Source organism: Pseudomonas sp. NPDC096950 (assembly GCF_044762525.1).
Taxonomy (GTDB): Bacteria; Pseudomonadota; Gammaproteobacteria; order Pseudomonadales; family Pseudomonadaceae; genus Aquipseudomonas.
On record NZ_JBIWEL010000003.1, the window covers coordinates 141,030 to 153,333 of the forward strand.

General features: G+C 58.1%; 10 protein-coding genes. 5 read left to right on the plus strand and 5 right to left on the minus strand.

The window, feature by feature from the left end:
* Positions 1-333: 333 nt before the first annotated feature.
* The 5 genes from ACIQY3_RS07675 to ACIQY3_RS07695 form a co-directional block, all read right to left on the minus strand.
* Positions 334-1,431 carry a polyamine ABC transporter substrate-binding protein gene (locus ACIQY3_RS07675; protein ID WP_403018310.1) on the minus strand — a complete coding sequence of 366 codons (1,098 nt, stop codon included), beginning with the start codon at positions 1,429-1,431 and terminating at the stop codon, positions 334-336.
* 217 nt (positions 1,432-1,648) lie between these two features.
* Positions 1,649-2,533 carry an ABC transporter permease subunit gene (locus ACIQY3_RS07680; protein WP_401320186.1) on the minus strand — a complete coding sequence of 295 codons (885 nt, stop codon included), beginning with the start codon at positions 2,531-2,533 and terminating at the stop codon, positions 1,649-1,651.
* Positions 2,530-3,444: an ABC transporter permease subunit gene (locus ACIQY3_RS07685; RefSeq protein ID WP_054051129.1), complete on the minus strand. Its 915-nt coding sequence runs from the start codon at positions 3,442-3,444 to the stop codon at positions 2,530-2,532. Before ACIQY3_RS07685 ends, ACIQY3_RS07680 begins: the two co-directional genes overlap by 4 nt.
* Positions 3,441-4,583, minus strand: a complete 1,143-nt coding sequence (locus tag ACIQY3_RS07690) for an ABC transporter ATP-binding protein (RefSeq protein ID WP_054051131.1) — start codon at positions 4,581-4,583, stop codon at positions 3,441-3,443. Before ACIQY3_RS07690 ends, ACIQY3_RS07685 begins: the two co-directional genes overlap by 4 nt.
* 372 nt (positions 4,584-4,955) lie before the next feature.
* Positions 4,956-5,717 carry a gamma-glutamyl-gamma-aminobutyrate hydrolase family protein gene (locus ACIQY3_RS07695; protein WP_290029736.1) on the minus strand — a complete coding sequence of 254 codons (762 nt, stop codon included), beginning with the start codon at positions 5,715-5,717 and terminating at the stop codon, positions 4,956-4,958.
* Between the two features lie 280 nt (positions 5,718-5,997).
* Here ACIQY3_RS07695 and ACIQY3_RS07700 point away from each other — a divergent pair, with 280 nt between their 5' ends.
* The 5 genes from ACIQY3_RS07700 (at position 5,998) to ACIQY3_RS07720 (ending at position 12,297) form a co-directional block, all read left to right on the plus strand.
* The gene (locus ACIQY3_RS07700) at positions 5,998-7,374 is read left to right on the plus strand and encodes a glutamine synthetase family protein (protein WP_403018314.1); all 1,377 of its coding nucleotides are present in this window, start codon (positions 5,998-6,000) and stop codon (positions 7,372-7,374) included.
* A gap of 301 nt (positions 7,375-7,675) precedes the next feature.
* Complete coding sequence (locus ACIQY3_RS07705) at positions 7,676-9,166, plus strand: aldehyde dehydrogenase (protein ID WP_403018315.1); 1,491 nt, start codon at positions 7,676-7,678, stop codon at positions 9,164-9,166.
* A 52-nt stretch (positions 9,167-9,218) separates the two neighbouring features.
* The gene (locus ACIQY3_RS07710; protein ID WP_403018318.1) at positions 9,219-10,505 is read left to right on the plus strand and encodes an NAD(P)/FAD-dependent oxidoreductase; all 1,287 of its coding nucleotides are present in this window, start codon (positions 9,219-9,221) and stop codon (positions 10,503-10,505) included.
* A gap of 461 nt (positions 10,506-10,966) precedes the next feature.
* On the plus strand, positions 10,967-11,515 hold the full coding sequence (locus tag ACIQY3_RS07715) for a cupin domain-containing protein (protein WP_028623608.1): 549 nt from the start codon (positions 10,967-10,969) through the stop codon (positions 11,513-11,515).
* Positions 11,516-11,814: 299 nt separating this feature from the next.
* Positions 11,815-12,297, plus strand: coding sequence for a hypothetical protein (locus tag ACIQY3_RS07720; RefSeq protein WP_403018321.1), 483 nt, complete (start codon positions 11,815-11,817; stop codon positions 12,295-12,297).
* Positions 12,298-12,304 lie beyond the last annotated feature (7 nt).

The following is a 12,304-nucleotide window of genomic DNA, read 5'->3' on the forward strand; positions in this document are numbered from 1 at the left end:
CACCTTAACCGAGGAGCCAGGTGAGGCCGTTCGCAGGAAGTGCAGCGGTGGTAAGGCGCTGCTTGAACGGAAGAGCGGAAAGCTGAAATTGATGTTGAATGTAAGGGGCCCTTCGCGAGCAGGCTCGCTCCCACAGGGCATTGTTGTCGTTCACAAATCTGTGTTTCACCACGGCCCCTGTGGGAGCGGGCTTGCTCGCGAAAGCGGTAGATCAGGCCCATTGATGCTGGCTGTGCTGCCGTCTTCGCGAGCAAGCCCGCTCCCACATTAGAGCGGTGTGATCACACATCCCTTGTGGGAGCGAGCCTGCTCGCGAAGGCGTCTTCAAGCGAATTACTTCCCGAGTTTTACGCGGGTCCAGCCTCGGGTCATGACCCGTTGAACACCAATCGGCATATCCGGAATCGCATACAGCGTCGCCATCACCGCCTGTGACGGGTACGAGCCGGGATCATCACGAATCGCCTCATCCACCAACGGCGTCGCCGCTGCGTTGGCGTTGCTGTAGCCGATGTTGTTGGTGATCTCGGCGATGATGTCCGGGCGCATCAGGAAGTTCATGAACAGGTAGGCGTTGTCGACGTTCGCCGCGTCCCGTGGGATGGCGACCATGTCGTAGAAGCTGCCGGCGCCTTCTTTCGGGATGCTGTAGTCGATCTTCACCGTGTCGCCAGCCTCTTTGGCGCGAGCCTTGGCTTGCAACACGTCACCGGAATAGCCCACAGCCACACAGATGTTGCCGTTGGCCAGGTCGGAGATGTATTTCGAGGAATGGAAGTACGCCACTGACGGCCGAATCCTCATGAACAACGCTTCAGCTTCGGCAATCTGCGCCTTGTCCTGGGAATTCACCGGGTAGCCCAGATAGTGCAGGGCGGCCGGGAGCATTTCCGTTGGCGAATCAAGGAAACTGATGCCACAAGCTTTAAGCTTTTCCGCGTTTTCCGGTTTGAACAACAAGTCCCAGGAATTGGTCGGCGCATTGGCCCCGAGCACTTCCTTGACCTTGGCCGGGTTGAAGCCGATGCCGATCGAGCCCCACATGTACGGGAAGGCGTGAGCGTTATCCGGGTCGCTGGCCGAGGCGTTTTTCAGCAGCACCGGGTTGAGGTTTTTCCAGTTCGGCAGCATCGATTTGTCCAGCGTCTGATACACGCCTGCCTTGATCTGCTTGGCCAGGAAACTGTTGGACGGCACCACGATGTCGTAGCCGGATTTACCCGCGAGCAGGCGTGCCTCAAGGGTTTCATTGCTGTCGAACACATCGTAGGTCACGCGGATCCCGGTCTCGTCTTCGAACTTCTTGACCGTGTCCGGGGCGATGTAATCCGACCAGTTATAAACGCGCAGAACCTTGTCGTTGGCCTGGGCAACCGTCGCCAGGGCGCCCACTAAGGACAGTGTCAGCAGAGTCCTGCCAAACATTTTCATCGGTACAACTCCATTTCTTTTTTATTCAAATACGCAAAACAATGCAGTGCTGGCGCACCCCTTGTAGCAGCTGGCGAAGCCTGCGTTCGGCTGCGAAGCAGTCGTAAAACCTGCGAATTCAATCTTCCTGAAAGAACCGCAGTGACTGAATTCACGACTGCTGCGCAGCCGAACGCAGGCTTCGCCAGCTGCTACAAAGTGTGCGTGTTGCAGGCCATTAGGCCGTCGCTTCGACTCGTTGGTTTTTCGGTTGTGTCCAGGACTCGCTGGCCGTCTGGTCCATCGCTTCCTGGATCGCCCGTTTGCGGGTGGCTTCGGCGCGGCGGCTGAAGTACCAGACCATGAACGTCACGATCGACACCGCGAGCAGAATCAGACTGGCGACTGCGTTGATCTCAGGTTTCACCCCCAGACGTACCGCCGAGAACACTTCCATCGGCAGCGTGGTGGAACCCGGCCCGGACACGAAACTCGCCAGCACCAAATCATCCAGCGACAAGGCAAACGACATCATGCCGCCCGCCGCCAACGACGGCGCGATCATCGGAATGGTGATCAGGAAGAACACCTTCAATGGCCGCGCACCGAGATCCATGGCTGCCTCTTCGATGGACAGGTCCAGCTCACGCAAACGCGCCGAAACCACCACCGCCACATATGCGGCACAGAATGTGGTGTGGGCAATCCAGATTGTTACCAGACCGCGTTCCTGTGGCCAGCCAATCAACTGCGCCATGGCCACGAACAACAGCAGCAACGACAGACCGGTGATCACTTCCGGCATCACCAGCGGCGCCGTCACCAGACCACCGAACAGCGTGCGACCCTTGAAGCGCGTCACGCGAGTCAGCACGAACGCCGCCAAGGTCCCCAGCGCCACCGCCGCAATCGCGGTGTAGCAGGCGATTTCCAGCGAGCGCACCACCGAGCCCATCAGTTGTGTGTTGTCGAGCAGACCGACGTACCACTTCACCGACCAGCCGCCCCACACCGTCACCAGTTTCGAGGCGTTGAACGAGTAGATCACCAGGATCAGCATCGGCAGGTAGATAAACGACAGGCCGAAAATCAGCATGAACTTTGAAAATCCGAAGCGTTTCATCCCCGTGCCTCCATCTCTTTGGCCTGGCTGCGGTTGAACAGCAGAATCGGCACAATCAGGATCAACAGCATCACCACCGCCAGCGCGGACGCCACCGGCCAGTCGCGGTTATTGAAGAACTCTTGCCACAGCACACGGCCGATCATCAGCGTCTCCGGGCCACCCAGCAGTTCCGGAATCACGAACTCACCGACCACTGGAATGAACACCAGCATGCAACCGGCGATGATGCCGTTCTTGGCCAGCGGCACGGTGATTTTCCAGAAGTTGTTGAAGTTGCTCGAACCCAGGTCCGACGCGGCTTCCAGCAGGCTGCCGTCGTGTTTCACCAAGTTGGCGTAGAGCGGCAACACCATGAACGGCAGGTACGCGTAAACCACCCCGATATACACGGCGGTATTAGTGTTGAGGATCTCGATCGGGTGATCGGTGATCCCGGTCCACATCAGAAACGCGTTGAGCAAACCGTTGTTGCTGAGGATGCCCATCCACGCGTAAACGCGGATCAGGATCGCGGTCCAGGTCGGCATCATGATCAACAGCATCAGGACGTTTTGCGTTTCCTTTTTTGCCTTGGTAATCGCGTAGGCCATCGGGAAACCGATCACCAGGCACATCAACGTGCTGAAAAACGCGACCTTCAACGAACCCAGATACGCCGAGATGTACAACTCATCCTGGGTCAGCAACGAGTAGTTGCCGAGGTTCAGCAGCAGCTGGAATTTCTGCTCGGCGAAGGTGTAGATCTCCGAGTACGGCGGAATCGCCAGCGCCGCTTCCGAGAAGCTGATCTTCATCACCAAAAAGAACGGCAGCATGAAGAACAGGAACAGCCAGATGAACGGAATGCCGATCACCAGTTTGCGCCCGCTGGGGACCAGTCTTAGAAATTGCTGATTGAAGGTTTTCATGAGCGCAGTACCACGCCGCTGTCGTCTTCCCACCACACGTAGACCTTGTCGTCCCAGGTCGGACGCGCGCCCCGGCGTTCGGCGTTGGCCATGAACGACTGCACGACTTTGCCGCCGGGCAATTCGACGTAGAACACCGAGTGACCGCCGAGGTAGGCGATGTCATGCACCTTGCCTTGGGACCAGTTGTAGCGCTGCTCCGGCTTGATCGTGCTGACCAGCATTTTTTCCGGGCGGATGGCGTAGGTGATCGACTTGTCCTGCACCGAAGTGCTGACGCCGTGACCGACGTAAATCTTCTGCTCCAGGTCCGGGCTGTGGATGATCGCGTGACCTTCCAGGTCCTCGACAACGGTGCCGTCGAAGGCGTTCACGTTGCCGATGAATTCGCAGACCATGCGGCTGACCGGCGCTTCGTAAATGTCCACCGGGCTGCCGATCTGGGCGATCCAGCCGAGGTGCATGATTGCGATGCGCTCGGCCATGGTCATGGCCTCTTCCTGGTCGTGGGTCACCATCACGCAGGTCACGCCGACCCGCTCGATGATCTGCACCAGTTCCAGTTGCATCTGCGAACGCAGCTTCTTATCCAGCGCGCCCATGGGTTCGTCGAGCAACAACAGCTTCGGACGCTTGGCCAGGGAGCGGGCGAGGGCGACGCGCTGACGCTGGCCGCCGGACAACTGATGGGGTTTGCGTTTGGCGTATTGGGTCATGTGCACCAGGCGCAGCATCTCTTCGACGCGGGCGTCGATTTCGCTGGCGGACAACCGATCCTGCTTCAGGCCGAAGGCGATGTTCTGCGCCACCGTCATGTGCGGGAACAGCGCGTAGGACTGGAACATCATGTTGATCGGCCGCTCGTAGGGCGGCATGTCGGTGATGTCGACACCGTCGAGCAAGATCCGTCCTTCGGTCGGGCGTTCGAAGCCGGCGAGCATACGCAGCAGGGTCGATTTGCCCGAACCGGAACCACCGAGCAGGGCGAAGATTTCGCCTTGATGGATCTCCAGGGACACATCGTCCACGGCGGTGGTTTCGTCGAACTTCTTGGTCACGCGATCGATTTTCACCAAGACCTTTTTCGGGGCCTGGTGACCTTCAAGAGCCTTCCTGTAAGTGCTGGAGGCATTTGCCATGTGAAACTCCCAACAGGTTTCAGTCGTCGGGCCAACGCGGCCTGACTTAATAGTTGATTGCAAGCCTGAGCCGTGCGGTGCCAATGGTTCATATCGCCTATCTCCTGTGGGAGCGAGCCTGCTCGCGAAAGCGGTGGATCATTCAACATTGATGTCGCATGACACATTGCATTCGCGAGCAGGCTCGCTCCCACAGGGTTGCGGTGCATTCATTGGCCCATACCGCTCGGGCTTATTCGGCGCCGCCGTCCTGGCTGCCTGGTGGTGCTTGTTGTTGTCTTGTTTCGTTTTTTACGCGTGAAGAAGCAGCGCGCGTCGGCGCAGCCGCCCGTTCACGAGGGCAGTTAAATCGTTGGATGAGGGTTTAAGTCGTCAGCGTTTTTTACGTAGCGCCGCCCGTTGCCGGCATGCGTCGCCAAACGCCTGGAAAATACTTAAATACTGAGGATTCGATAGCACCTGCCATTCCGGGTGCCATTGCACACCGACGGCAAAAGTCGGGCTGTGGTCCACCGAGATCGCCTCGATCAAACCGTCCGGTGCCACTGCTTCGCAACGCAGCCCCGGCGCCAGTCGATCAATGCCCTGGCTGTGAATCGAATTGACCATGAACTCGGCCGGCAACTCCAGCGCTTCGAACACGCCGCCCGGTTGCACGGTGACCGCATGGGCCGGCGCGTACTGCACCGCCAACTCCGGACTGTCCGCTTCCCGGTGATCGAGCATGCCGGGCAGTTCATGGACCTTCTGATGCAGGCTGCCGCCGAACGCCACGTTCATTTCCTGGAAGCCGCGACAGATGCCCAACACCGGCACACCGGCGGCAATCGCTGCACGCAATAAAGGAAGGGTGGTGGCGTCCCGCGCCGGATCGTGATCCGTGCCGGGAGCACTGGCCGGGCCTTGATAGTGGAAGGGCTCCACATTCGATGGCGAGCCGGTCAGCAACAGACCGTCGAGCTGCGCGAGCAGGTCCTCGATTTCGGTGAGTTCGCCCAGGGAAGGAATGACCACGGGCAGACCCAAAGCCGCGACGCTGACAGCACGCAAGTACTTGTCGCCGCTGACGTGGTAGGGGTGCAGGCCAATCTGTTTGACGCACGCTGTAACGCCGATCAATGGCTTGAATGCCATTTTTATCACCTCGAAGTTTCACACTTGAACGAGCTTTTCCGGAGCTTAGCCTTGTTGATTTTAATTAACAACTCTCATGTAAAAAATTCTAAACGCCGATCGTCCGATCCTCAGGATTCACGCGGTGTGCGGGACGTATCTGGCACTCTCGTGCCCATAAAAGGCCCGAAAATAAAGGTTGAAAGGCCAAGTGTTCGCTATTGACTTCACTTTGCCTTTCGGATTGACTGGGCTCGCAACAAGGTAGTGAACATAATAATTAACAGCTAATAGGTGCATCATGTCGGTCCCTCTGCGTACCGTTCAACTCAACGAAGCAAACGCATTCCTTAAGAAATATCCTGAGGTTTTGTACGTCGACCTTCTGATTGCGGATATGAACGGTGTGGTGCGCGGCAAGCGCATCGAACGCACCAGTCTTCATAAGGTTTACGAAAAAGGCATCAACCTCCCGGCGTCATTGTTTGCCCTGGACATCAATGGTTCTACGGTGGAAAGCACCGGCCTGGGTCTGGACATCGGCGACTCGGATCGAATCTGCTACCCCATCCCTGACACCCTGAGCATTGAGCCGTGGCAGAAACGCCCAACCGCGCAATTGCTGATGACCATGCACGAACTCGAAGGCCAGCCGTTCTTCGCCGACCCTCGGGAAGTGCTGGCGAATGTGGTGCGCAAATTCGACGAACTCGGCCTGACCATCTGCGCGGCGTTCGAGCTGGAGTTCTACCTGATCGACCAGGACAACGTGAACGGTCGTCCGCAGTCGCCGCGTTCGCCGGTATCGGGCAAGCGTCCGGTGTCGACTCAGGTGTACCTGATCGATGACCTCGACGAATACGTCGATTGCCTGCAGGACATCCTCGAAGGCGCGAAAGAGCAGGGCATTCCTGCGGACGCCATCGTCAAGGAAAGCGCCCCGGCGCAGTTCGAAGTCAACCTGCATCACGTCAACGACCCGATCAAGGCCTGCGATTACGCGGTGTTGCTCAAGCGTCTGGTGAAGAACATCGCCTACGACCACGAGATGGACACCACGTTTATGGCCAAGCCGTATCCGGGCCAGGCGGGCAACGGTTTGCACGTGCACATTTCGATTCTCGACAAAGAAGGCAACAACATCTTTGCCAGCGAGGATCCCGAGCAGAACGCCGCGCTGCGACACGCGATCGGCGGTGTGCTCGAGACCCTGCCGGCGCAGATGGCCTTCCTGTGCCCGAACGTCAACTCGTACCGCCGTTTCGGCGCGCAGTTCTACGTACCGAACTCGCCGAGCTGGGGCATCGACAACCGTACCGTTGCCGTGCGTGTGCCAACTGGTTCGGCGGACTCGGTGCGCATCGAACACCGCGTGGCCGGCGCCGATGCCAACCCGTACCTGTTGATGGCGTCAGTCCTGGCCGGTATTCACCACGGCCTGACCAACAAAATCGAACCGGGCCCTCCGGTGGAAGGCAACAGCTACGAGCAAAACGAACAGAGCCTGCCGAACAACCTGCGCGACGCACTGCGCGAGCTGGACGACAGCGAAGTCATGCCCAAATACATCGACCCGCTCTACATCGACGTGTTCGTGGCGTGCAAGGAAAGCGAACTGGCCGAGTTCGAAAACTCCATCTCGGACCTTGAGTACAACTGGTATTTGCACACCGTTTAACGGCCAGTGAAATCCCTGTGGGAGCGAGCCTGCTCGCGAAGAGGCCGGCACAGCCAGCATTGATGTCGCTTGAGATACCGCTTTCGCGAGCAAGCCCGCTCCCACAAGGGATTGCCGGTGAACACGAATTCTGTGAGCACCGCTGATCCAATGTGGGAGCGGGCTTGCTCGCGAAGACGCCGGCACAGCCAACATCAATGTTGCCTGATCCACCGCCTTCGCGAGCAAGCCCGCTCCCACAGGGGATTGCATTGCACGTTTTAACTGACCATCACTTATTCCTCTGCGTCGAGTCACAACAATGACAAACACTCGCAGCGACTGGGAACAACGCTTCCAGTCCTTATCCATCGAAGGCCGCGCTTTTATCGACGGCCAATATCGCTCGGCACTCAGCGGCGATACCTTCGAATGCATCAGCCCGGTGGACGGCCGTTTCCTGGCTAACGTCGCCAGCACCGACGAAGCCGATGCCAATGCGGCAGTCGCCGTCGCCCGCCAGACCTTCGAGTCCGGCGTCTGGGCCAAACAGGCACCCGCCGAGCGCAAGCGCATCCTGATCCGCTTCGCCGATCTGATCCTGGCTAACCAGGAAGAACTGGCCCTGCTCGAAACCCTCGACATGGGCAAGCCGATCAGCGATTCCATGAACATCGACATCCCGGCGACCGCCAACGCGATCCGCTGGAGCGCCGAAGCGATCGACAAGATCTACGACGAAGTCGCCGCCACGCCCCACGATCAACTCGGCCTCATCACCCGCGAACCGACGGGTGTGGTCGCCGCCATCGTGCCGTGGAACTTCCCGCTGATCATGGCCAGCTGGAAGTTCGCCCCGGCCCTCGCTGCGGGTAACTCGTTCATCCTCAAACCTTCGGAAAAATCGCCACTGACCGCGATCCGCATCGCCCAATTGGCGCTGGACGCAGGCATCCCGAAAGGCGTGTTCAACGTGCTGCCGGGCTACGGTCACACCGTGGGCAAAGCGCTGGCGTTGCACATGGACGTCGACGTGCTGGCCTTCACCGGCTCCACCGCGATTGCCAAGCAACTGCTGATCTACGCCGGGCAAAGCAACATGAAACGCGTTTGGCTCGAAGCTGGGGGGAAGAGTCCGAACGTGGTGTTCGCCGACGCGCCGGATTTGCGCGCGGCAGCACAAGCCGCGGCCGGGGCGATTGCCTTCAACCAGGGCGAAGTCTGCACCGCCGGTTCGCGGTTGCTGGTGGAGCGCTCGATTCGCGAGCAGTTCATTCCGCTGCTGGTGGAAGCGCTGCAAGCCTGGAAACCGGGGCACGCCCTCGATCCGGACACCACCGTCGGCGCGGTCGTCGATCAGCGTCAACTGGACAACGTGTTGCGCTACATCCAGGTCGGCAAAGACCAGGGCGCGCACCTGATTGCCGGCGGCAGCCGCACCCTCGAAAGCACCGGTGGCCTGTACGTGGAGCCGGCGATTTTCGACGGCGTGACCAACGCCATGACCATCGCCCAGGAAGAAATCTTCGGCCCGGTGCTGTCGCTGATCACCTTCGACACCGAGGAAGAAGCGCTGGCCATCGCCAACGACAGCATCTTCGGCCTGGCGGCGGGCGTGTGGACCAGCAACCTGAGCAAGGCCCACACCTTCGCCCGTGGTTTGCGCGCCGGCAGCGTCTGGGTCAACCAGTACGACGGCGGCGACATGACCGCGCCGTTCGGCGGGTTCAAGCAGTCGGGTAACGGTCGGGACAAATCGCTGCATGCGTTCGACAAATACACCGAACTCAAAGCGACCTGGATCAAGCTCTAACACCTTTACAGCGGAGGTCGCCGGCACATGCCAGCGGCCATCGGAGAAACCTATGAAACCTACAACACATGTAAACAGCTACTACGCCGCCACCCGCAACTTCACCGGCGAATTCCCGGTGCTTGAAGAGCTGGTGGAATGCGACGTCTGCGTGATCGGCGCCGGCTACACCGGTTTGTCCTCGGCGCTGTTCCTCAGCGAAGCGGGCTACAGCGTGACCGTGCTCGAAGCCGCCAAAGTCGGGTTCGGCGCCAGCGGTCGCAACGGCGGCCAACTGGTCAACTCCTACAGCCGCGACGTCGACGTGATCGAAGAACGCTACGGCGACAAAACCGCCGAAGTCCTCGGCAGCATGATCTTCGAAGGCGCCGACATCATCCGTTCGCGCATCCAGCACTACGACATCCAGTGCGACTACAAGCCCGGTGGCATCTTCGCCGCGCTGAACAAAAAGCAACTCAAAGGCCTGGCCGAGCAGAAAAGCAGCTGGGAACGCTACGGCAACAAAAACCTGAAGATGCTCGACGCGGCGGACATCAAGCGCGAAGTCGGTTGCGACAACTACGTCGGCGGCCTGCTCGACATGCAGGGCGGCCACATTCACCCGCTGAACCTGGCCCTCGGCGAAGCCTCGGCGATCATCGGCCTCGGCGGCAAAATCTACGAACAATCGGCGGCGGTGGAAATCACCTACGGCGAACCAATCACCGTGCGCACCGCCAAAGGCGTGGTTCGCGCCAAATACCTGCTGATCGCCGGCAACGCCTACCTGCCGCAAGACCTCGACAATCGCGTCACGCGTAAAAGCATGCCCTGCGGCTCGCAAATCGTCGTCACCGAACCGTTGTCCGAACAGGTCGCGCGCAGCCTGATCAAAAACAACTACTGCGTCGAAGACTGCAACTACCTGCTCGACTACTACCGCCTCACCGCCGACAACCGCTTGCTGTACGGCGGCGGCGTGGTCTACGGCGCCCGCGAGCCGGACGACATCGAACAACTGATCAAGCCGAAAATCCTCAAGACCTTCCCGCAACTGAAGGACGTGAAAATCGACTACCGCTGGACCGGCAACTTCCTGCTGACCATGTCCCGCATGCCGCAATTCGGCCGCATCGAGAAAAACGCCTACTACATGCAAGGCTACAGCGGCCACGGCGTCACCTGCTCCCACCTGGCCGGAAAACTGATCTCCGAAATGATCCGCGGCGACGCCGAACGCTTCGACGCCTTCGCCTCCCTGCCGCACATGCCGATGCTCGGCGGCCGCACCTTCTCGGCGCCACTCACCGCCATGGGCGCCGCGTACTACTCGTTGCGCGACCGGTTCGGTATCTAAGCCATCACGCAAACCCCCAGTGGAAAACAATCCCTGTGGGAGCGGGCTTGCTCGCGAAGGCGGCGTATCAGTCACCATCGATGTGGCTGACCCACCGCCTTCGCGAGCAAGCCCGCTCCCACAGGAGAACCATGCCAGACACAAATCCTGCGCCCAACCCGGATCAAGCCTGTGGGAGCGAGCCTGCTCGCGAAGAGCTCATATCAGCCACAGTAATGCTGTCTGAAACACCGCTTTCGCGAGCAGGCTCACTCCCACAGCCAACGCACCAAAACAGACCAATACCAGGCCCGCCAGCCTTTTTATCCCCCCACCCATCGAACCTGCTGAGCAACACGAACAAACGTGATTTAATACCCGCCTTTCACGTTTCTGGGACAGGGAAGCGGTGTTCCTCGCGGCCAAAAGTCGCCCGCCATCCACCCCCATAACCCCTTAAGTAGTTCACACATAAGGCTGTCATGGACACGGGCTCACGACTCAAATTAGTACGCGAAAGCTACAAACTGTCCCAGCGCGAGCTGGCCCGCCGTAGCGGCGTCACCAATGCCACCATCTCCCTGATCGAACAAAATCGCGTCAGCCCCTCCGTCAGCTCCCTCAAAAAACTGCTCGAAGGCATTCCGATGTCCCTGGCGGACTTCTTCACTTTCGACCAGCCACCGCGCGAGCATCAATACGTGTTCCGCGCCAACGAACAGCCAGACCTCGGCCGTCATGGCCTGCGATTGCTGCTGATCGGCGCTTCAGTGCCGAGCCGGCAAATGCGCTTGCTGCGCGAGCAATACGCGCCTGGTGCGAGTTCTGGCGAGGAACCGATCGTTCACTCGGAAGGCGAGGAGTGTGGGCTGGTGACGCGCGGGACGGTTGAGCTCACCGTTGATGGGCAGATTAGTGTGCTGAACGCCGGGGATGGGTATTACTTCCCGACGACGCTGCCGCATCGGTTTCGGAATATTGGCCAGGATGAGGCGGAAATCATCAGCGCCAACACCCCGGCTAACTTCTGATAGCGATGAACTCTTGCATCGCTAAAACTTGATTTTCCCCGCATGATAAAAGTCCATTCCCGCTCAGGTTTCGGACTTTTATTATTTGCGCAGGTCTGAAAATGTCTTTTGCTAAACTAAACCCCTAGGCTTCCGGTTTGAATACTCTTTATAGGTTTGGTTTTTTTTGTGCATTGCTTTTGGATCTTTGGGATAAATATGTAAGAAAAAAGAAGGTGGTGTGTAGGAGTCTTCGGATCGTCGTTCTTTGATGTCGTTTGTTAGAGTGAGTAGTAGTAATGACAGGATTATAATTTTGGATGCATGTGCAGATTGTATATGGGCTCAAAAAGGGTATCAGGCTTCCTGAGGGGGTAATAATGCGGTTGCGGGTTTTCTTCACGGTTTTAATTTCGGACTTACTAGCTGTTATGCTTTCTATGCTTTATGCGGCATTCCTTGCGAAGTTAATAGAAAAAGCGGTTCCTTTATGTGGTGTTTATTATTGGCTGGTGCTAGGCTTTCTTTTTGTTTTCTTGTTGTTTGTTAACTTTTATTATTGTTTTCCCAGTTATATTGATGTTTCACATGGGCGCGATCGAAATCCCCGCAGAGACTCTGCTTGGGTTGCGTATTTTGGTGCTTTTATCAGTTCTTTATTTTTGACTGCCGTGATCGATCTACAAATTGATCAGGCAGTTTCGCTGCAAGGCAGCCTTTCGTTTTTCGTTAGTGCGGCTATTTTTGCATTGGTTTTTTCCTGTTTATGTCTTTATATAATGAAGCTTCGTCGAAAAAAGTAATACACTT

Bases quoted from the DNA above. Each gene is read 5' to 3' on its own strand.
- ACIQY3_RS07675 (WP_403018310.1), bottom strand. From the start codon at position 1,431: ATGAAAATGTTTGGCAGGACTCTGCTGACACTGTCCTTAGTGGGCGCC.
- ACIQY3_RS07680 (WP_401320186.1), bottom strand. From the start codon at position 2,533: ATGAAACGCTTCGGATTTTCAAAGTTCATGCTGATTTTCGGCCTGTCG.
- ACIQY3_RS07685 (WP_054051129.1), bottom strand. From the start codon at position 3,444: ATGAAAACCTTCAATCAGCAATTTCTAAGACTGGTCCCCAGCGGGCGC.
- ACIQY3_RS07690 (WP_054051131.1), bottom strand. From the start codon at position 4,583: ATGGCAAATGCCTCCAGCACTTACAGGAAGGCTCTTGAAGGTCACCAG.
- ACIQY3_RS07695 (WP_290029736.1), bottom strand. From the start codon at position 5,717: ATGGCATTCAAGCCATTGATCGGCGTTACAGCGTGCGTCAAACAGATT.
- ACIQY3_RS07700 (WP_403018314.1), top strand. From the start codon at position 5,998: ATGTCGGTCCCTCTGCGTACCGTTCAACTCAACGAAGCAAACGCATTC.
- ACIQY3_RS07705 (WP_403018315.1), top strand. From the start codon at position 7,676: ATGACAAACACTCGCAGCGACTGGGAACAACGCTTCCAGTCCTTATCC.
- ACIQY3_RS07710 (WP_403018318.1), top strand. From the start codon at position 9,219: ATGAAACCTACAACACATGTAAACAGCTACTACGCCGCCACCCGCAAC.
- ACIQY3_RS07715 (WP_028623608.1), top strand. From the start codon at position 10,967: ATGGACACGGGCTCACGACTCAAATTAGTACGCGAAAGCTACAAACTG.
- ACIQY3_RS07720 (WP_403018321.1), top strand. From the start codon at position 11,815: ATGCATGTGCAGATTGTATATGGGCTCAAAAAGGGTATCAGGCTTCCT.